The 22310-nt window shown below is 55.7% G+C and carries 12 protein-coding genes; 1 reads left to right on the top strand and 11 read right to left on the bottom strand.

Annotated features, from left to right (window positions below; all coding sequences use genetic code 11):
- Nucleotides 1–190: 190 nt before the first annotated feature.
- Complete coding sequence (locus JRF57_09760; protein MBW2303985.1) at nt 191–1138, bottom strand: PleD family two-component system response regulator; 948 nt, start codon at nt 1136–1138, stop codon at nt 191–193.
- Nucleotides 1131–6110 (bottom strand): response regulator, encoded by a 4980-nt coding sequence (locus JRF57_09765; GenBank protein ID MBW2303986.1) that lies wholly within the window; start codon nt 6108–6110, stop codon nt 1131–1133. The genes JRF57_09760 and JRF57_09765 overlap by 8 nt, the downstream gene beginning before the upstream one ends.
- 569 nt (nt 6111–6679) lie before the next feature.
- Here JRF57_09765 and JRF57_09770 point away from each other — a divergent pair.
- Nucleotides 6680–7873 (top strand): tetratricopeptide repeat protein, encoded by a 1194-nt coding sequence (locus JRF57_09770; GenBank protein MBW2303987.1) that lies wholly within the window; start codon nt 6680–6682, stop codon nt 7871–7873.
- Nucleotides 7874–8283: 410 nt separating this feature from the next.
- Here JRF57_09770 and pckA read toward each other — a convergent pair whose 3' ends face one another.
- The 9 genes from pckA to JRF57_09815 form a co-directional block, all read right to left on the bottom strand.
- Nucleotides 8284–9876, bottom strand: a complete 1593-nt coding sequence (gene pckA / locus JRF57_09775; protein MBW2303988.1) for a phosphoenolpyruvate carboxykinase (ATP) — start codon at nt 9874–9876, stop codon at nt 8284–8286.
- A 369-nt stretch (nt 9877–10245) separates the two neighbouring features.
- Nucleotides 10246–11232, bottom strand: a complete 987-nt coding sequence (locus tag JRF57_09780; GenBank protein MBW2303989.1) for an MBL fold metallo-hydrolase — start codon at nt 11230–11232, stop codon at nt 10246–10248.
- Nucleotides 11233–11329: 97 nt separating this feature from the next.
- Nucleotides 11330–13048 (bottom strand): FAD-dependent oxidoreductase, encoded by a 1719-nt coding sequence (locus JRF57_09785; GenBank protein ID MBW2303990.1) that lies wholly within the window; start codon nt 13046–13048, stop codon nt 11330–11332.
- Nucleotides 13038–14723: an FAD-dependent oxidoreductase gene (locus JRF57_09790; GenBank protein MBW2303991.1), complete on the bottom strand. Its 1686-nt coding sequence runs from the start codon at nt 14721–14723 to the stop codon at nt 13038–13040. The genes JRF57_09785 and JRF57_09790 overlap by 11 nt, the downstream gene beginning before the upstream one ends.
- 27 nt (nt 14724–14750) lie before the next feature.
- A complete protein-coding gene (locus JRF57_09795; GenBank protein ID MBW2303992.1) occupies nt 14751–16403 on the bottom strand; it encodes an AMP-binding protein in 1653 nt (550 codons plus the stop codon).
- 125 nt (nt 16404–16528) lie between these two features.
- Complete coding sequence (locus tag JRF57_09800) at nt 16529–17968, bottom strand: reductive dehalogenase (GenBank protein ID MBW2303993.1); 1440 nt, start codon at nt 17966–17968, stop codon at nt 16529–16531.
- Nucleotides 17969–18627: 659 nt separating this feature from the next.
- Entirely contained in the window at nt 18628–19128 is a 501-nt protein-coding gene (locus JRF57_09805) for a response regulator (GenBank protein MBW2303994.1), read from the bottom strand.
- Nucleotides 19129–19249: 121 nt separating this feature from the next.
- The gene (locus JRF57_09810; protein MBW2303995.1) at nt 19250–21145 is read right to left on the bottom strand and encodes a TRAP transporter permease; all 1896 of its coding nucleotides are present in this window, start codon (nt 21143–21145) and stop codon (nt 19250–19252) included.
- Between the two features lie 32 nt (nt 21146–21177).
- The gene (locus tag JRF57_09815) at nt 21178–22155 is read right to left on the bottom strand and encodes a TAXI family TRAP transporter solute-binding subunit (protein MBW2303996.1); all 978 of its coding nucleotides are present in this window, start codon (nt 22153–22155) and stop codon (nt 21178–21180) included.
- Between the last annotated feature and the right edge of the window lie 155 nt (nt 22156–22310).

Here is a 22310-nt window from a genome sequence, read left to right on the forward strand (position 1 = left end):
TCTTCGCCTTCCTTGACCTTGAACAAAATTGCCTGCTTTATGGATGGACACTATTTCAAGGGGTTAGGAACGGGGGATTCTCGCCCGCCGTTGTCTGGCGGGCCTGCCACGCCGTAGCCGTGAGGAGGGCGGAAGAGTGCATAAATTGGCCATTTATAGAGGGGTACCAGTTAGAGGATTGGAAATCCACTTATCCAACCGAACGGGAACCGGTCTCCCACCCGGTCCTCAGATCCACGCCTTCCACACGATTGCGGCCTCCGTTTTTAACCTTATAAAGGGCCTTGTCAGCGCCTTCCACCAGGTCTTGTGGACGAAGTCTTTTTGAAGGAATAGTGGTGGCCACCCCCAGGCTGATGGTGACGCGATCCGCAACCGCTGATCGGGAGTGAGGGATATTCAGGGACTCTATCTTTCTTCTCATATTCTCCGCCACCTGGATGGCCCCGTCCAGGTCGGTGCCCGGGAGTACACACACGAACTCCTCCCCGCCGTACCGGGCCACAAAATCCATCGGGCGTTTGGCCTGGACGCTCAAGGTCTTAGCCACCTTTCTAAGGCAGTCGTCTCCCGCTCCATGACCGTAAGTATCATTGAAGGCCTTGAAAAAATCTATATCCATGAGGACCAAAGAGAGCAGTTCCGGCTCCCGCAATGCCCTGCTCCATTCCCTCTCAAGAAATTCATCAAAACGGCGGCGGTTGGGTATTCCGGTCAAACCGTCCAGGGTTGAGAGGTTTTCCAGGAGATCCCTGTGCCGCTTCAACTCCATGTGGGTCCGAACGCGGGCCTTGACAATGGGAAGGCTGAAGGGCTTGGTGATGTAATCGACCGCACCCAGTTCCAATCCTTTAGTCTCATCCTCCTCTTCTGTTTTTCCCGTAATAAAAATGATCGGTATGTTCTGTGTGCTTTTCATGGCCTTCAACCTTCGGCACACCTCGTAGCCGTCCAAATCAGGCATAACGATATCCAGGAGAATGAGGTCCGGAGGATTGGACGAGGTGGCGATCTCCAACCCTTTGGAGCCGGATACCGCCATCCGCACCTTGTACTCGTCCCTAAGGGCCTCGCCCAGCACCTTGATGTTTGCCGGGGCATCGTCCACGATCAGGATGGTCTGCTTCTTGTCAAGCATCTTCGCTTCCCTCCTGCTCGGTGCCCATTTTGTCCCGGAGATCCGTCAATACCCCTTTGGCGCTCTCAAAATCGAGGAGACTCATGTATTTTTCCATTTTTTCCAATTCAGCCCCATATCCCGCCTCCCTGACCCTGGGACGAAGCCGCTCCCAGCAATCCTGGGCTTCGAGATCGCTTTCCTCCAGCAACGCCATGAGTTCTTCTATCAGGGATACAACCTCACCGTCGTCCTCAAAGGACGTCGTTTCTACCCGTTGGGTTGCTGTAGGAACTTGCGGCACCTCCTTTCCTCCCAGTCTCTGGATGGAATTGAATACCTGATCAAGCCGGTGTTCAAGCTGTACCAGGAGCATTTCGAAATCTCCCGTCCTGTTCTGGCTGATTCCCTCCTCCAGTTCCAGGGATGCCGCATGCAGCTGGCGCAGGGAAAGATTGCCGGCCACCCCTTTGAGGTTGTGAACAAGCCTTTGGGCCTTTTCCCGGTCTCCAGCTCCCAGAGTTTCCTTGATTTCCCGGGCCACCTCTTTGTAATCCCTGCGAAATTCCTGCAAAAGTTTCTTCAGAAGCCTTCTGTTGCCTCCAAGTCTCTTGAGGGCCGACTCGATGTCGATTCCCGGCAGAAACTTCGGGATATCCGCACAGACCGGGACTTCTTCTGACGGATGGGATCCTTCACCCGGTCCGGCCAGCCCCCGAGTCCACCTGGCCAGGATGTCGAAAAGCTGGCGGGTATCGATGGGTTTGGTAATGTAATCATCCATGCCGGCATCCAGGCACCTTTCCCGGTCCCCCTTCATGGCGTGGGCCGTCATGGCGATGATGGGCAGATCCTTGAAACGGGGATCTTGGCGGATCTGCCGGGTTGCCTCGTAGCCGTCCATTTCGGGCATCTGAACATCCATGATAACAGCGTCAAACCTTTCCTTTTCTAAAGCCTCGATCGCCTCTTTTCCGTTCTCAGCGGTCGTCACCTTGGCCTCCGCCATTCTGAGGATCTCCGTGGCCACCTGCCGGTTTATAGCGTTGTCCTCCACCAGGAGGACCCGCACTCCCTTGATTCTTTGGATCGCCTCCTGTTCCTCCAACTGGGGCTCGTATTCGACTGTTTCTTTTTCATCCTTCCAGCCGAACACCTCCATGATGGTATCGAACAAGAGGGACTGTTTTACGGGCTTGATGAGAAAAGCGCTGACCCCGACCTTGCGGGCCTTCCGCATGACCTCCTCCCGCCCGAATCCCGTCATCATTACGATCGGGATGTCGGAGAAGCGATCATCGGCCCTTATTCTTTTTGTGGTTTCAATACCGTCGATACCCGGCATCTTCCAATCGAGGAGTACCAGGTCATAGGGCCTTTCTCCCTTCGATCTCTCAAGTTCGGCCAACGCAACCTCTCCGCTCGCGGCCGACCCCGGATCAAAACCATAGGATTCAAGGAGTTCGACCAGGATCTCCCGGGACACATCGCTGTCGTCAACAACGAGGATCTTCTTCCCCCTGAGGTCGGGTGGGGCGCAAAAGGGGCTTTCCCCCTCCCCTCCCTGCCGGATGAAATCCAGTGTAAAGGAAAAGGTGCTTCCCAGTCCGGGACTGCTTTCAACCCTGATTTCGCTCCCCATCATCATCAAGAGCCGCTTGCAGATGCTGAGTCCAAGGCCGGTCCCACCGTATTTCCGGGTTGTGGAGGTATCGGCCTGCACAAAGCAATCAAAGAGTCTTGGGATCTGCTCCCGAGGGATACCTATCCCGGTATCCGAAACGGTGAAGGTGATTTTGGCCCTCTTTTTATCCTTTTCAGCCAGCGAAGCCTTGAGAACGACTTCCCCCTTGTCCGTAAACTTCACTGCGTTGTTTGTCAGGTTGATGAGGATCTGGCGCAGTCTCAAGGGGTCTCCCACAAGGGCGCAGGGGACATCACCCGCTACAGAGACGATCAGTTCGATCCCTTTTTCAGCGGCCTTGTGGGAAAACATGTCCGTAATGGTTTCCATCACGTCCCCGAGATCAAAGGGCGCATGCTCCAGGTCGAGCTTTCCGGCCTCTATCTTGGAAAAATCCAGGATGTCGTTGATGGTCCCTAAAAGAGAATAGCTTGATCGGCGGATCTTTTCGAGAAAATCGCGCTGCCTGGCCGTTAATTCGGTCTTGAGGGCCAGATCCGTGAATCCGATGATGGCGTTCATTGGGGTTCGGATCTCGTGACTCATGTTTGCCAGGAACTCACTCTTGGAGCGGGCCGCTTCTTCCGCGGCGCACTTTGCCCGTTCCAGTTCTTCCTGGGCCTTTTTATAGAGAATAATCTGGGAGATCAGGCTGGAGAAGATCTCCAGGGGCCTTACGGTCTCATCCGTGGGTTTCTTCCCGGACTTGGATTCGTCCACCGAAATGACCCCGATGAGGTTCCCCTCCTGGTCTCTCATCCGCACAAAGAGCATATCCTCCGGGTGCCATGCATCTTCGCCTTCAGGAATGGGACCGGTCCCGAAAAGGGCGGTTCCTTCCTTGAAAACATCCTTTCGTGTGTGGGGCAGGTAACAAGAGAATTGACCGATGGAGATGCCGGCCTCGAATATCCTTTCAAACTGGCTCTTGGGCATCTCGATGGAGCGAAGCCTTTCGACTTGTTCCTCGGACAGCCCGCCGTACCCAAGAATATCCCTGTAGGGGAAGGTATCCTTAAAATATGAGATGATCAGTCGGCGATAGTCCGAGTGCTCGATGATGGCGCGGCTGATCCTGTCGAAAACCTCCTTTTCGTCCTTCATGGCGATCATGGAGGCAGCCGCAAGGCTGAATTGTTCCGTCTGGTTTGAGAGGTTCCTTATCTGCTCCTCACTCCTCCTGAGGGCCTCCTCCGCCCTTTTCCGCTCAATGGCGATTGCCACGTGGTCACAGACGGAGAGGAGAATTTCCACGTCTCTTTGGTCATAGAGGTTTGGATCCGTGTAACTCTGAACCACCAGGGCCCCGATCACCTCGTTCTTGATCCTCAGGGGGACCCCCAACCAGGCCTCGGCCATTACACCGACGGGCTTCTTCTCAGAACGGGAGATCCACTCTTCAAGTTCTTTTCTCTTTATCAAGATCGGTTTACCGGATTCAATCACTTCACTTGTCAGGGACAATGACTTACTCACATCCTTGATCGGGGAATAATCGTCGTCTACTTCATCAACGTAGTAAGGGAAAAAGATGGTATCCTTATCCTTGTCGAACATGGCGATGTAAAAATTGGTCACATCGATTATCCGGCTCAAGGATGAATGGATCGTACGGTAGAGGTCTTCCAGGTTGAAGGTGGTGTTGACGGCATTGGAGATGGCGAAAAGTGTGTGGTTTATTTCCTCGGCGTAGGTCCGCTCCTTCAATTCCCTTCGAACCGCTTCATACAGGCGCGCATTCCTGATGGCCACGCCGATCTGGTCTGAAAGGATACCCATGAGCATCACGTCGGTCTCATCAAAGGCATCGGGCTCATGGCTCTGGAAATCCATAACCCCGATCACCTTCTTCCCGCTCTTTATGGGCACTGAGAGTTCGGACCGGGTCTTCTCCTCTCCCCACCTGAAGAAGCGTGGATCGTCGTCAACGTTACCGCTCACCTGGGGTTTTGCCGTTGAAGCCGCAATGCCGATCAAGCCCTTTCCAAAGGGAACCCGGATATCTCCCTCCAGATTGATTGTATCTTTTCCGGCAGATGCCTTGAGGACCAACTCGCCGGACTCATCCTCAACCAGCAACAGCAGCACGCTGTTGTAATGGAACGTGTCATGGATCACCGTGACCACCTGGCTGAGGAGGTCATTCAACTCCAGCTCACTGCTGACCCGGCGGCCGATTTCATAAACCAGGCGGGCTTGGACATTGATCCGCCTCTCCCTTTCTTCCGCCCGTTTCCTGGCCGTTATATCCCGATAAATCCCATAGGCCGCCACCTGATTTTCATTGATCGTGATGGGCGCTCCAAGGATGGAGACATCGATCAGGGTTCCGTCTTTGCGTCTTCGGACCGTTTCGATGGTCGCCCGTTCCCTCATTCGACTGAGTCTCCTGGTTATATCGACAGCCTCCTCGAAACGATCGGGTGGAGCAAGCAGTTCATCTACTGACTGACCCAGGATCTCATCCTTTTGGTAACCGAAGGTCCTGGTGAATTCGTTGTTGACCCGGAGAATTTTACCCGTGGTGTCGGCGAGGACTATTGCTTCAGGGGCATTTTCGAAAAGCTGTTCCAGGTAGGTCTTCTCTACTTTCAAGGCCTCTTCCGTCTGCTTGTAGCGAATGGCTCCGGCGATAGTATTGGAAATAATGGAGAGAAGCTGAAGGTCTCCCTCGGTATAGGCATCGGGATCCGTGTAACTCTGAACCGCGACCACGCCGATAATCTCTCCTCCAGGCACGCGGAGAGGCACCCCGATATAGGCCTCAGAAGGAGAACCCAGAGGTTTGATGACCTTTTTATCATATACGAGCTCCTTGAATACTTTTCTGTCTGCCAGGAGCGGCCGCCCGGTGCTCACCACGTAATGCGTGAATCCCTTCTCAAGCCTGATGACAGCGGTCGGATCGCTTATTATCTCATCAGGGTGTATGTCCGCACAATAAGGGAAAGTGAAGAGACTTTTTTCCCGGTCATGGATCAGAGCGACATAAAAATTTTCAGCCTCCATGAGCTTTCCCACCTGCTCATGGATCATGCGCAGGAGATCATCCAGGGATTCCGCCTGGTTTGCGCCTTCCAGGATGTTATAAAGTACCCCCTGGATCTCCTTCGCTCTTTTATCCTCGCTGATCCGATCCTGCAGTTCCCGGTTGATCCGCTGGAGCTGGTCGATCTGGATCCGCATCCCGATCTGGATATCCTCGTAACTCCTGCGGAGTTTCTGTTCCCTCTCCCGGGCCTCCTGGAGTGAATTTTCCAGCTCCTGGATGCGAAACCGGAGTTCCTGGTATAACGCCTGGGATTCCAATGTCGTCCTCTGTTGCCTGTAGGTGATTCAGTATGGTTGCCTCGGGGTTCTTTCTGAAAGAGACCGGTCGCCCGGGCAAAACCTGCTCGAAAAGGTTATACATGCAATTTTCGGTCCTTTTTATAGGGTCTTTCATACCAAAAACTTTTGTTCCATACCGCAATGAAACACCATAGCAAGCAAAAGCGGTAATATTTCGATTCTTCAATAGGTTAAGCCCAAACCAGGTCTGCAAAACAGGGATTGAAACCACCGAGTATCTTCTCCAGCCTTGTCAGTTTCTTGACCTTTTGCGGCAATTGTCCTATGTTTTGCACAAAAGCCTAACAGACCCGGCCCCTGGTCCACCTTTTATAGGGAGATCTCCATGTTTTGCCCGAACTGCGGCTCCGGATACCAAGAGGGAGATCTATTTTGCGGCAGGTAGAGGCATGATCTCAGGCAAAAGAGGACGTTTTTCAAAGGTCTCGTGACACCGTAGCCTCCATTGTTAAGTAACCACCGACCTCCAAACAAAGGGGATATCATCAACTGATCACCCGACAAGCCCCCCAACCTGTGGACTGCTCATGCCCGAAATACATCCAAAGAGATTCGTGATCCTTTGCCTGGTTTTGTTTTCGACCTTCTGCCTTCCACTTCTTGCCGTAGGAGAAGAGGCAGGGCTGCCGGGATGGACAGATAACCCACCGCCCCGCAATGTCACAACACTCCTGGCACTGGCTGAAAAGTACAGGGCCGAGGGAAGATGGACCTCGGCCCTGGCCTTTTATTCACGGGCCATTAAAGAGGCCCGGAAAGATCTCGATCGCCTGACCCGGGAAAGGGGTGGGGATCATCCCGCCGTGGCCGAGGCCCTTGACAGGCTGGCCGACCTGTTTTTGGTGCGCCAGGATTTCATTGAAAAAATGGACCGGGATGGAGATAAGGAAACGGAAGAACTCTGTGATTTTGTGCTGCAATACGAGAGGGCCGAATGGATTCGGACAGGGTTGTACGGCACCCCTTTTCATCCCAGTATAGCAAGGGCCTTGGATCGAACGGCCGAGCTGTGGCGGCGCTGTCATCCGACCATGGCTGAAAAATTCTTCAAGGCGGCCGTGACTTCCCGGGAACACATTTTCGGGCCTACTCATCTTCAAGTCGCTGATGCCTGTGACAGGTACGCCCGCTACCTCAAGTTATCCATGATGGATTTCAAGGGGGCCCGTGCCCTGTATGAACGGGCGCTCAAAATAAGGGAAACCCTTCTCGGAGAGGGCCGGATCGAGATGATCCGCAACCTGCCCGACCTGGCCGAAACGGCCTTTTTTTCGGGTGACAAGAACTCAGCGAAGATGCTTGTGAGACGGGCCGTTATGACGATCCAGAGAAACACCGCACCACCTACTCCCGAGACGGCCGAAATCCTCCGCAGCCTCGGCCTTATTGAAGGGGAGATGGAAGATCCCGGAGGGGCGCGGATTCTGCTGGAAAAGGCGGTCGATATGCAAGAAAGGCTTTTCGGGCCCAGACATCCTAAAGTTGCCGAGACTCTTGGGGACTTGGCTCTGCTCTTCCTGAATCAGGATCAACCCGATCGGGCCCTTGCGCTTTATAATAGGGCCTTGAAGATCCTTGAATTCTATTACGGACGAATCCATCCGGAACTCGAGGCTATCCTTATTGAGATGATCAGCCTATTGGAAGAACGGGGAGAGCGCTCCCGGGCCGAAAACCTTCACCGCAGGCTGAAGCAAATCCTCAAGAAGAAAGAGACATGAACATTCGGGGCCGATCCCACACGATCGTACAACTCCCTGTAGGATTTTCCTTCATCCTGATTTTTGCGGCGCTCTTGCTGACGGGCGAGCCCTCCAGACGGCGGCGGGCAAGTGTCCCCCGCTGATAAGCCGCTGAAAAAACCAGCCCGGGAGCCTCCGAACGAAAGAAAAGGTGCCATCGGCCTTCGGAAGCTGTTATCGAAATGAAGTACTCACCAGGGATTATGGAAACGTAAGGGGCATGAAGATCTTTTCCTCGTTCCCGAGTCTCACGGCCTGGTCGCTCCGAAAAATCCCTGATACTCCTTTCCCGGTGGTGCGGGCATTTCTCAACCCACAAATTCACATTAAGAGCCGATTTGAAATAGCCCTCTGGGGTACGGCGGGCGGCCCTTGGGTTTTCCACCTCCCTACGGCATAGAGTCCAGAACAGCCTGCTGCACTCCATCCTTGAACTGCTTGAAATTGTCCTTGAAATCCTGTGCGAGCTTCTTGGCCCGCTCCTCGTACTCGGCCCTGTTGGATGTAGAGGTGCGGGGATTCAGGACTTCAGGCGGCACCCCTTCACAGGACTTGGGGACCATGAAACCAAAAAGGGGATCCTTCTCGTACTCTACGTCGGCCAGTTTGCCCTCCAGGACGCTCTTGATCAAGGCCCTGGAATAGGCGATCTTGATCCTGTCCCCCTTGCCGTAAGGTTCACCCACCCAACCCGTATTCAGAAGCCAGCAATCGACCTTGTGGGTGCGGATCTTTTTCATGAAAAGATCCGCGTAGACGGTCGGCGGCAGGACCATGAAGGGCGCGCCGAAGCAGGCGCTGAAAGTAGCCTTGGGCTCCTTTACCCCGATCTCCGTGCCTGCCACCTTGGCTGTGTAACCGCTCAGGAAATGGTAAACAGCCTGCTCCGGGGTAAGCTTGGCCACGGGAGGCATCACACCGAAGGCATCGCAAGTGAGCATGACGACATTGCTGGGATGACCTCCCACTCCGTCCCGCCGGGCGCTCGGTATATGGGAGATGGGGTAAGCTGCACGGGTGTTTTCCGTCAGGGAATTGTCATCCAGGTCCAGGCGCCTGGTCTCGTTGTCCATGGTCACATTCTCCAGGATGGTTCCGAACCGCCTCGTACACTCGTAGATCTCCGGTTCGGCTTCCCGTGAGAGGCGGATCACCTTGGCGTAGCACCCACCTTCGAAGTTGAAAATTCCATCCTCGCTCCAGCCATGTTCATCGTCGCCGATGAGGTAGCGGTGGGGATCGGCTGACAACGTCGTCTTACCGGTACCGGAGAGGCCGAAGAAGACGGCGGTATCCCCGTTCTTCCCCAGGTTGGCGGAGCAATGCATGGAAAGAACCGACTCCCTGGGCAGGATGTAGTTCAGCATGGAAAAGACGGACTTCTTGATTTCACCGGCATAACTGGTCCCGCCGATAAGAACGAGTTTCTTTCCAAGATGAAGCAGAACAAAGGCCTCAGAGCTGGTGCCGTCCAGCTCCGGAACGGCATGGAACCTGGGGACATTGACCACCGTGAATTCCGGCACGTGAGTCTTTACTTCCTCCGGGTTCTTCATCTGGATGAACATGTTGCGGGCGAAAAGATTATGCCAGGCCGTCTCTGTGATGACCCGGATCGGTATCCTGTACTTTTCGGCGGCCCCGGCGTAACAGTCCTGTATAAAGACGTCCTTGTTCTGGAAATAGGCCTGGAGCCTATAGAAAAGGTTCATGAACCGGGATTCTTCTATTCCCCTGTTCACGTCTCCCCACCATATATTGTCCAGACTGGAAGGCTCCCTGACGATGAACCGATCATTTGGAGACCGGCCCATGTGGTGGCCGGTACGGACCACGACCGGACCCAGGTGGGCTATTTGCCCTTCCCTCCTTCTTACGATCTCTTCGTAGAGGTGAGGAGTTGTGGCGTTCCAATAAACATTTCCCACGTTCTTGAAGCCGATGGCCTCCAGCTCGTCGCGCACGTTTCTTTGATCAGTCATGATTTCTCCTCTCTGGCCCGGTAAAAGGTCCGGGCATTTGTCATTCACCCCCGGCTTACCCCTGCAAAGGAGACCTTTGAAAAACGTCCCCTTTTGGCAATCAACCACTTAATCGGAATCACACACCTGAATGTTTAATGCCTAAATTGAGCGATTTACGAATCTGCTGGAACCTGCCTGAGGCAGGCAATTCCGCCAAACAGCTGGCAGGCAAGCCTCGCCAGAAAGCGGCGGGCGAGTGCAAGGCGTACGAGGAATTAAAGTATCTTATCAAAATTTTAAGACACTCAATTTAGGTTATAATAACAGGAGTCGGAATGGAAGTGGATAAAAAAATGCCTCTTTGAGGAAGGGGCGTGGGGGCCGGGGTCAGGGAGAGTGGGGAACCGACCGGTAGTAGACCTGTAGCCCGTTCCGGTTTTCCATGCCGGCAAGGTCGAGGTCTACCAGGTATTTCAGGTGGGCGTTGGCCTCTCCTACCGCGAACCAACGCTGCCAGGGGGGAAGTTGTTCCCAGGAATTGTAAAAGATATCCCACGTCATGGATGAGGCGACAGAGTAAGGTACCTGCGGGCCGTTCATACCAAGGATCTCCAGCACCTCCCGTGTCCTTTTCCGGTGATGGACTTTTATTTCTTCGATCCGCTCCCTGCACCTTCTGAAGGGCCGCCTGTGCCCGGGCAACACCAGGTCCACCTCAATGAATTCCATCCTGGAAAGGCTTGAGAGGTATTCCGCCAAGGGATTCCTACCATCAAGGTGCAGCAATATTGCCGGGGTGATATCCTCCAGGAGGTGGTCCCCGGAGACCAGGAACTTCTTCTCTTTCTCGTAAAGGCAGGTATGTCCTGGAGAATGACCGGGCACTTCCATGCACACCAGGCGGTAACGTCCCACCTGGATCTCGTCACCGTCCCGCGGGTAAAGGAATCTGACCGGGCGGTCGATACCGTACCTGAATCCCGGGTGATCCCTTATCATTTCCTCCAAGTCCCCTTCGGGAAATCCGCTTACACGGGCAAAGTCCCTGAACTCCCCCCACCGCTCTTTCCTCCCTATCCAAAGGGCGTCTTTGCGATGGAGGTAGACTCGGGACCCATCGGCGACAAGCCTGCCGATCAGGCCGATATGGTCCACGTGCATGTGGGTCAGGAAGAAGTCGGTCCTGGATGGATCAACCTCCAGATCGGCCATGGCCCCGGTCATGACTTTCAGGGAATCATCATGGTTCCAGCCCGTATCAATGACAAGATCCCGGTCTCCACCCTTTAACAGGTATGAATTTACGGTCCTCATGGGATTTCCCGTGAGGGGAACCTCTATCCTGTAAACATCCGGGAGTACTTTTTCAATCATGTCTCTTCTTTTCACCCCTGGGCCGAACTTTCCGGAACGACGAACCATACGGGGCGACCCCAACGGGGTCTGTCCTTTCTTGCGTCAAGCCCAAGACCTAGATCAGCATCGAGAGGGGAAATTCGTAATACACCGCGCCGCAGGGGCAATTGATCCGACACCCCCCGCAATGCCAGCATTCCTTTGGATAGGCGACCGTGGGCCCGTCCTCCCCCATGGCCAGCACGTCCATGGGGCAGATATCCACGCATGTTCCGCACATGGCGCAGTGACCGCAATGAAAGCAACGACCGGCCTCCTTCACTGCCTCTTCCCTGTCATAACCCTTGTTGATTTCTTGAAACCCTGAGACGGCTTCGGACGGATCCAGACACGCTGTCCCAACCCTGTTCATCTTCTCGTAGTAGTCGGGATTCATGATCTCTTCGTAACACACCACGTGGGCTGGTTTCGCTCCCTTGGATCCCTTCCCGACCTCCCTCGTCCTGATTTCCCCGTCCTGGTCAAAGTAGATGCTTTCGATCTCCCTCGGATCCTTTCCCGAAAAATAGCAATCGATGGAAACTGCCGCCTTCCGGCCCGTGCCAACGGCCTCAGCGATAGACCTGGGGCCGGTGGCCGCATCCCCCGCCGCGAATATACCGGGAACCGAAGTGGCGAAGGTATCCATGTCCACATCCAAGGTCCCCCGTTCCGTCAACCTGAAATCCCCCGCACCATCGAGAAAATCCAGGTCGGGCTCCTCTCCGACGGCAAAAATCACCGTGTCCGCGGGCAGGATCTCCTCGCTCCCGGGCACGGTCTTGACCTCAAGGCGGCCGTCCTGCGAAAACTTGAAGGCCCGGACATCTTGGCACTCCACGCCGGTCACCCTTCCGCCGTCGCCCAGGATCCGGAGAAAGATCTTGGAGTTGTGGAGAATCACCCCTTCCTGCTCCCCTTGCCGGACGTCTTCTTCCGGCGCCGCCATCTTGTCCCGGGGTTCCAGACAGGCGATATGCACATCATCGGCCCCCAGGCGTCGGGCCGTTCCAGCGTAATCGAAGGCCACGCCTCCGCCCCCGAGGATCAGGACCTTCTTTCCGATCATGGGCTTCTCCCCTTCCTTGGCCCGCAGCAGGAGATCCAGGCCCGAGACTGCCAGGTCTTTTCCAGGAATGTCCAGCCTTTTCTCCCTCCAGGCACCCGTGGCGATCAGGCAGGCGTCATGAGCCTCCATGATTTCCTTGAAGGTGATATTCCTTCCGACGGCCGTATGGGTCCTGACCTTCACCCCCATCACGATGATGTCCTCGATTTCCCGATCCGGGATATCCTTGGGAAGGCGATAGTCGGGTATACCGAACCTGGGCATCCCCCCGGGAAAGGGAAGGGCCTCGAAGACCGTCACGTCATGGCCGAACAGGGTCAGGAAGTAGGCCGCGGTCATCCCCGCGGGACCCGATCCGACGACGGCCACCCTTTTTCCGCTCTTCGGCCGGCACTTGGGTCTTCTCACCTTTTCACGGTCGGCCAGGTCAAAGGCCGCCCTCTCCAGGGCTCGGATCGCAAGTCCCTGGTCGAAGAAGGTTCGATTGCAGGGCGCCTCGCAGGGGTGAAAGCAGGCCCGCCCGCAGGTGCCGGGAAAAGGGTTCTTGGCCCGGACGTTTTCCAGGGCCTCTTCAAACCTGTTGTCTTGAATGAAGTAGATCGTACGCTGTATGGCATGCCCCGCCGGACAACCAGCCTCACAGGGAGACGTGCGGGGTTGCTCCCTCGGCGTTCGGGTTTCGAAGCTGACCGGATAGGACAATTCCTTGCTGAATTTAGGCGGCATGGTTCACCTCCCGTTTTTCCTTCATGGGCTCGAAACTCACCTTCTGCTCGCCGTTTACCTGGTAGAGCACGACATACTTATCCCTCAGTTCCGGATCGAGTTTCGGGGGATAGTCCACCAGGTTATAAAACCCTCGCATCCCCTTTCTTTCGATGACCGAGCGGATCATGAGCCGGCAGTACTTCAGCAAGTGAAGGGCCTCGACGGCTCGGGTCAGCTCGTGGAAATTCTCCGCCTTGAGCTCGTCCGCCCTGCTCTCGATCAGGCTCAACTTCTCGAGGGCGATGTTGAGTCCCTTAAGGCTCCGCTTGTGACCCATATAGTGTTCCATGACCTGCCTGATCAGGTCTTCGTATTCTTTCGGCGTATAGCCGTCTCTTTTTTCCCGGAGGGCGAGAACGGCTTCTTTTTCTTCCCTCACCTCCCGGGCTGAGATCTCCGCGTGAGCTTCAACCCCTTCTATACTCGCGGCCGCCTCTGCGCCGGCCACGTATCCGCCGCAAAGGGCCGTGGACAACATCCCGGAAAAGGGAAGTCCGAAAAGGCCCTTCAGGTTGACCGATTCACAATGGATGTCCACGTGGAGATTGCCGCCTCCGGAAGATTCGCCGGTCTCCACTTCCAGGAGATCCCTTTTCAGGTCCAGGCCCCTCTGTTCCAGGTAGTCCCCGAATGTGTGCTTGTCCACGGAGAGCAGGTTGTCGCGGAGGTGCTCGAAGTCCTTGTCCGAAAGCTCCCTGGAGTCCACGAACAAGGGAACCCGGCCTGCGGCGATCTCCTCCTGTTCGGCCTTGATATGAAAAGCCCTCGGGGCCTTGTCTCCCAGTTCGTGGTACCTCTGCATGAAGCGCTCTTCCATGCAGTTCCTCATGAAAGATCCCATTCCCCCGAAACCGCACATCCCCGGCGCGCCGAAACCTTTGGGAAGGGTCGTTCCAGTGCACCACTCAAGGTTCTTGACCTTGGCGCCCGCGTTGTAAGCCACCACGATCTGGCTGCCGGTATTGGCGGGGTTCTGCCATATATTGAATGGATTCCTCGTGGAGTTGGTGGACCACCTGGATTGGTGCGCCCCCATGGCCAGGACCACGGCCTTGGCCCTGAAAACGTGAAAGTCACCGGTCCTCCTGTTGAATCCCATGGCGCCGGCAATGCGCTCAGGACTCCGAAACAGTTTCGTGATCTGCACCTGCTCCACGACCTCCACGCCCGCTTCCCGGATCTTCCTGGCGAATATCCTCTTCAGGTATCGGCCGTTCTTCATCATGAGCCACCAAGGTCCGGGCTGTCCCAGGGCCTGGCACCGCCAGTAAGTGCCGTCGGGGTTTTTGTAAAACTCCACGCCCCACTCCTCCATGAGCTTGAGCATAAACCCCACGACCTTCGTGAAGGTCTTCTCCACCAGGGAGGGGCCGACACCCCAGCCCGGACGGCTGTAATAGGCGGTGGCGGCTTCATCCGTGTCCCACTCCGGACCCGTGTTCAGGTGGGCCCCGAAGTGATCCTGCCCCGCTCCCGTGCATCCGCAACTAACAAGCGCTCCCTTGTCCACCAGGGTGACACGGCCGATCCCCCTCTCCTTTGCCGCGTAAGCCGCCAAGCAGCCGGCGGCCCCCGCTCCAAGGACCAGGAGGTCCGTGTCGATCCTGATTTCACCCGGAGTCGACTTTTCCATTACTTCCTCCTCTTGTTCTTTTCGGTTTCAGGATTCTTCCTGAATCCTCTCCATGACCACCTTTTTAAGGGATATCTTGTCCACCTTCTGGCCGTCCGCCAGTTGGGGAAAGCGGTCCATCACCACCAGCCTTTCCGGCAGCTTGTGAACGGCCAGGCCTTTCTCTTTCAAGAAGGTGACTACTTCTTCAAAGGTGACCGACTCGCCGGCCACTGGCACGATACAGGCACAGGCCCGCTCGCCCATCACCGAGTCGGAGACGCCGACGATAACTGCCTGGGAAACCTTAGGATGGGAAAGGAGCAGGTTTTCGATCTCTGCCGGATAGATGTTCTGCCCCCCCCTGATAATCATGTCCTTCTCCCGCCCGACGAGGACCAGGTAACCGTCTTCGTCGATCTTTGCCAGATCTCCCGTCTTGTACCAGCCTTCCAATCCGAGGGTGCGCCAGGCGGCCAGGGTGGCGTCAAGGTCACCGAAGTACCCGGAGCTTGTGGCCGCGCCCCTCACGAACATCCGGCCCACTACTCCCCGCGGGACCTCCCGGCCCTCCTCATCCGCGATCTTGATCTCGTTTCCGGGAAACGGCCGTCCCAGGGTATTAAAACGCTTCTCAGGCGGGTCATCCACCCCGGACTGGGCGAAGCTGTAAGTCTCCTGGGATCCCCCGGCTATCAGCACCCTGCACCCCATCTTCTCCTCGGTCTTACGGGCCATGGCAGCATCGAAGGCGGCCGCCCCTGTCCTCACAACCCGCAGAGACCCCAGGTCATACTTGTCCGGGTCACACTCCTTGATGATCCGAATGAGCTGGGTGGGGATCGCCGGGAGATAGGTCACCCTTTCCCTTTCGATGAATTCAAGAACTCTCCCTGGCGTAAACCGTTCGAGCAGGCACACCTTGGCCCCTACCTGGAAGGCCGCCCACCAGTTCTGTAACCCCGGGCCTCCTGAAAGGGGGGCGATAATGCCGACCACGTCCTCCGGGGTGAGCTTTGCCCGCTCGACGACACCCCGCCCCGCGGCTATAGAGGAGGCCCCGGTATGCTCGATACACTTGGGCATGCCCGTGGTGCCGCTGCTCAACACCACCGAGGAGACCTCGAAGGGCCCAAAGGCCCTTCCCTCCAAGGCCTCCCGACGCCGATCACCATCAAGGTCGGTCTTCATCAATTCCCGGAAAGAAATCGCTCCCGGCGGTGCTTCATCCTCCGCCACGAAGAAAAAGCGCACTCGGGGCACTTCCAAGGCTATCTCCTTGGCCATCTCTAAATATCTGGTATGTCTCAGTTCAACCCGTGTCAGTATGGCCGTGGCCCCAATGGTCCCCACGACGTGTTTCATCTCGCTGTGCCTGAAGGTCAGGGGTGCGAAACAACAGATGATTCCAGCCTTGTGGCATGAAAGGAGCAGAACCAGAGACTCCACTTGGGCGGGCAGTTGAGCCACGACGGCCTGGTCCCGCTCGATGCCGAGGCGGACGAGCTCCGCCGCCACCCTTTCCGTCACCTCGTCGAGTTCCTTCCAGGTAAGCCGCCTGTTGGAATCGACAACGGCTTCGTGGAGAGGCCTTTCCTCCACGTTTTGCCTCAGAATATCGACGATGCTCCTTTCATCCCACAGCCCTCTCTTCACATATGTCTCGATCATCTCTCGTGTAATTCTCGTGGGTTCAGCCATGGGGTATCCATGTCCTCCATTTTCGATTCTTTCCCGTGAATTACCTGTTGTTCTCCCGGAAGTCCTCGAGTGTTCAAGGATTCTGAAGGTCAATGAAAGCCATTAACACTGATCCCCCCGAAACCTCATTCCCAAAACTTCGCCCACTCCGGACCTTTCCGGGGCTTGGGAATCCTGCCGTAGAAGAGGTCGTCCATGATTGTGAAAAGCCGCCTGGATAAGCTGTTTCGACTCACCAGCTCAACGATGAGCCTGTGGGGGAAGGTCCTGGCGTGACTCCAGGGGCAGACCCTCATGCAGACGTTGCATCCTGTTCCGATCTTTCCCCAGTATTCGAAGCAGGATTCGGCGTCGAGCTTCCAGCGAAGCGTCCCGTTGACCTCCCTCTGCTCACCCATGGGGATGGAGCCCGAGGGGCAACAGACGGCGCACTTCTTGCAAATCCTGCAAAAATCCTCAACCCCCAGGTCAACCGGCTTGTCCGGGACGAGGGGCATATTGGTGGTCACGGCCGCAAGCCTCACCCTGGGACCGAATTCCTTGGTGACCAGATATCCCATGCGGCTCAATTCCCCAAGGCCGGCGTCCACCGCCAGTGGGACCATGAGGGCTTCGTAGTGGCGGAAATGATTGGCCGTCGCGGAATAGCCGAGGTTGGCGATGTAACTCGCAAGCTGGGTAGCGATGGCGGCTCCCTTCGCGTACTGGCAATTGCTCTCGATGCTCGTAGGTGTATGGGGGGAAGTGGCGATCATATCGAGAGACATCTCCGTTGCGAAGACCACAGCGAATTCGTGTTCAACGGGTATCTCCTTTCCCCAGTCCTCCCAGTTCTCGTTAAAGATTTCCCCCCGGTTTGAATAGAACCATAAGGGGTTGACCCTGGTTATGCCAACAAGATCGGCCCCCATGTGCCTGGCAAAACCCTTTACGCGAAGCGCGGCCTCTCGCGGACTGATTTTTACGGCCTTCCCTCTCAATGGGGGAGCGGTATTCGGCCTGACCCTTTCGGGGGCCGAGAGAGAAAGGGCGATGACCTGCTGCGCCAGGGTAGCCGCCACGTTTGGAACCTCGTGGGGTTTGTCGATCCGGCCGGGGGGTCCCGATATCCCTCCAGGCAACCTTCTCTTGGCGTCAAACTCCTCGTATTCGGGATGCTCCCTGTAAAAGGCGCTGTATCGCTCGGTCCCGGGCCGAAGGGACCGGTTCCGGGCAAAGACAGTTTCACGCTCATCCTGCCTCCGGACCTCTCCAACGATCAGCCCCCGCGTCCCTTCAAGTGCTCGCTTGTTGGGAGCGGTCCTCCTTACCAGAAGGGCTATAATAATGCCCCCAGCGAGAAGTACGCATAGAAGGATCCAGGGCCCGGGGCCTGAACGGAAAACGCCCAGTCGTTCAAGGTATAGAAAGAGGATGAAAACTCCCGCCATGACGAGGAACTGGAGTCCCCCGAGAATGGCGGCCCTCCTTTCCCTCTCCCACACAGACGATAAGAAGAAGGAGAGGCCAATAAGGGCCTGGAGAGTTAGAGCTGCACCTGTTAAAATGACAAGTATGCGGATCACGATCGTTCTCCCATGTTCAATCGTTCTATTCTTGTTCTACAGGCGAACAAACACGAGATTCCAGTTTTTCCAAAATAGGATTTGCTGCTTCAAGCAGGGGCTCGGGAAGGAGGATAAAGATCCCTGATATCCCTTCAATCTAATCCGGCGAATACTTCATTTCGATACCAGCCTCCAAAAGGCCGATGGCGCCTTTTCTTTTGTTCTGAGACTCCCGGCCTGGTGTTTTCAGCGCTTTATCAGCGGGGGACACTTGCCCGCCTTTAGCGGGCCTGCCCCTTCCCCGTTCTCCCGCTCTAAGAGAGCGTGGGCCGGGGCTTCCCCCACTGATAATCCCGCCGGTCACTTCAGAAAAGGGGCCATCGGCCCTTGCTCGATCCATCCTTCTAATGAGTAAAGGACCGAAAGCATCAAGCCTTGGTACTCGAATTTCAACTGTAACTGGCCCTCTTGAGCCGGAGTGACAATGGGCCTTTTCCCGGCCCTTTCTGGATCAAGTGTTTCACCTGAAAACCATCGCCCGCACCCCCGGGAGAAGGGGCATGGAGATCTTTTCGGGAGTGACCTGTTGGGAGGGTGCCATTGGCCCCGGCTCGATCCTCCTTCTTTCAAAACGTTAAGGTATCACCGGTCGAAAAAATTCAGCCGCTGTATCCGAATCACCACATCCTGTAGCGCTCCACGAACTGATCCCAGAACTCTTTGTCCCGGTTCAGCCAATCCGGTCCGAATTTCCTTTCATAAAAGGAACTGAATCGGTTGAGCCACCGTGACCAAGGGCTTTCCCCCTTCTCCCGGGCCTCGATGACATCCTGAAGATGGGTCCTGATGTCCGCCAGCCGATCCTTGGGAACGTAATAGGACGCCCCCTTCTTGTAAGACTTTGCTGTATCCTCGGGACTCAAGGCGTGGCCAGTGAGCATAACAGCCGTGATCTTCTTCTTCGCAGCGATATCCAGCAACCGATACCCGTCCACCCCCATGATATCCAGGATCACCATATCAAAGTACCGGGTCTCCAGGGCCTCCCTTGCCTCTTCGAAGGTGGAGGCCCGGGACACGTCACAATCGGAAAGCAATTCCTCCAGGGTGTCCAGGATATCCGGCTCATCGTCCACGATGAGGATTCTCGTGCCATTCAGGGATACCTTTTCATTCATGACATAATTTCCCTCTCTTCCGTCCCACTCGGGGAACGGGCTCCCTCATCCAAAAACCATTCGTCTTTTCCATCCTTCCCTCGAACCCTCAATCCTTAAAATCAGCCGATGGCTGTTGAAGTCAATATAAACCCGCCACTGCCCTTTCCTGCCGCGTCCTCCTCCATTGTACGGCAGCCACCAGGAACATGCAAAAGATGCCGATCATGTCGGAGGTCCACCCCGGGCTGATGAGGAGGAAGGCGGAAGCAAAGAGCAGGAGCCTTTCATAAATCCGGGCCCTCCGGAGGAAGAATCCGATAATGGCTGCTCCCAGGCAGACGATTCCCACAAGGGAGGTCGTGACGGACACGGAGATGGAGGTTATACTCCCTATCATGAAAAGCGACTTGTTGTAGACAAACATGTAGGGAAGCAGAAAGCCGGCCAGGGCGAAGGTCCATGCGGCCCACCCCGTTTTCATGGGATCCGCCTCAGCGATGGCCGCTCCCGCATAAGCCGCAAAGGAGATGGGAGGCGTCACCATGCACAGCATACCGAAATAGTAAATGAAGAGATGGGCTGAGAGGGGCATGACCCCCAGCCTGACAAGAGATGGGGCCACTGTGGCGGCCAGGAGCACATAGCAGACGACCGTAGGAAGTCCCATTCCGAACAGGAGGGATGCCAACATGACGATGGGAAGGGCGATGATCAGGGTGCCTCCCGACAGGGCCACAACCAGGCTCGTGATCTTCGTCCCCATCCCCGTCATGAGAACCACGCCGATCACCACGCCCGCAGTGGCACAAGCACAAGAAATCATGACGGAATTGAAGCCCGATTTTGCCAGGGAGTCCAGGATCTTCGAAGGGGACATTCGGGTCTCTTTCTTGACCAAGCTCATGAGGACCGTCGCAAGAAGGGCATACAGGACAGCCACCCGGGGAGAATAACCCTTGACCAGGATCCCGATCAGGAGCGCAAGGGGGATGACGAAGATCCACTTCTCGGAAAACACCTTCTTGATCTTCGGCAACTCTTCCTTTGGAAGCCCCTGGATACCGATCTTGAGAGAGTAAAAATGAACGATACTGAATATGGCGAGATAGTAGAGAATCGCCGGTATGAGGGCGGCCTTGCATACCGTGATATAGGGGATTCCCAGGAACTCGGCCATGACGAAGGCGGCCGCTCCCATGACAGGCGGCATGAGGGCTCCGCCGGATGATGCCGTTGCCTCAACGGCGCCCGCTATGTGGCTCTCGAACCCGATCCGTTTCATAAGGGGAATGGTCAAGGTCCCGGTAGTCACGGTATTTGCCACGGCGCTCCCTGAAATCGTTCCCATCATGCCGCTCACGGCGATGGCGATTTTTGCCGGCCCACCCCTGAATTTCCCGAAAATGGCCGTGGCCACATCAGTAAAGAAGGCCGTCCCGCCGGCCACCCCGAAAAAGGCGCCGAAGGCGACGAAAAGAAAAATGAACCGGGTCATGACCTTCAGGGGAATTCCGAAGATCCCGTTCTTCGTCATAAAGAGTGTGGTTGTGATCCTGGAAACGTCATATCCTCTGTGGGAGAGGGGTTCGGGCAGATAGTGACCGAAGAAGGTATAGAGGAGAAAGACAAAGGCGATGATCAGCAGGGGCCAGCCCACGGAACGACGGGTCCCTTCGAAGACCAATATTATGGCGGCCGCCCCCAGGATGATGTCCCAGCGGGTGGGAATACCGACTCTAAAAATGAAATCCCAGTAGTCTATACAGATATATGCGGCTATGGCGAAACTCAGCAGGGCGAGGATGATATCACACAGGAAAAGAAGCAGGGAATCACCCTTCTTGGAATGGAGAGGATGGTGGAGGAAGCACAAGGCCAGGGTAAATGCCAGGAAGATGCTCAACTGCTGCATCTCCTGGATCCTGAGGGTGGCCATGGAATAGATCACGAAACAGGAAAAGGCGATGGCCAGCCATCTCGAGATGTTGTTTCGTGCTCTTCTCACCCTGCCCTCTCCCTGTGCACTATCCACCATGATCCCCTCCTATCTCCATCAGTTCTTTCGGATTAGTCTTTCCACAGGCCCTTTTCCTTGTAGTACCGTATAGCACCCGGATGATAAGGATTGCCCAGTTTCCTGACCGCCCACTGGGGCGTGATGGCCTTTGCGGGGGCGTAAATCGAGGAAATACACCCGAGGTTTTCAATAAAGGCCTTGGTCAGCTTGTAGACGAGTTCCTCGTCCATGTCGACCTGGCAGACCCACTGGATCCCGTTGTCCACCGTGGTCACTGGGTAATTTACTCCCTTGAAGGTTCCGGGTGGATAGGTGTAGGCACCGTAGTAGGGGTTCTTCTCCAGGAAGGGTTTAAGTTCCTGCTCCCTCCAGGAGAGGGGTTTGATCTTGTGGGTGGCCGCTACCTGCTGAGCGAGCTCCATGGTGAGGAATGCGCCCTCAATGGCCCCGTCCTTCAAGGCCTCGGCCATGTCTCCGGCCCCCATGAAAAATGGTTTGATATCTTTCTTGAAATTGATACCGTTGGCAGCGAGCTGTGATCTCGCTAAGACGCTAAGCCCCCCTGAGGCAGGCCCTAGGCCGACCTTGTGTCCCTTCAACTCGGGGATGGACTTGACCTTTGATTTTGCGAGGACCACCCATACGTTGGCGTTTGGAAGCAGTCTGGCGATCACCCGGAAATCAATGGGATGCCCCTTGAACATCTTGATCCCCTTGCGGGCGAAGGTGCCGATCATGGGAGTGATCACGGCCAATTGCATCTTATTCTGGTCAATGAGCCTGAGATTTTCCGTGGTTCCCTGGGTGAACTCCGCCGTGATGTTGACTTCGGGAAGGGCGTTGTTGACGCACTGGGCCAGGGGGGAGCCTATATTGGGAAATATCCCCCCGACCGTGGCAGTTCCCATGGAAAGCTGCTTGACTCCCGCCAGGGATTGTCCGGCGAAAAGGACCACCAGCAGGAACATTAGATTGCCGATGAACAGGGCCGGGGCCCTATACCTGCCTCTTATTCCCTTGGGTTTCATCTTTTCCCTCCTTGATTCCATGATGGATTCAATGTAATTCCCTCCTCATGCCGTTTTTCTGGTCCTTTTTGAAAAAATCACCTCCTTTCGACCATTCGCCCCATAAAGGAGTAACCGGGTTCCCGGTGAATCTTATGAACAATCTTGAACTCTGA

Source organism: Deltaproteobacteria bacterium (assembly GCA_019310525.1).
GTDB lineage: Bacteria > Desulfobacterota > DSM-4660 > Desulfatiglandales > HGW-15 > JAFDEE01.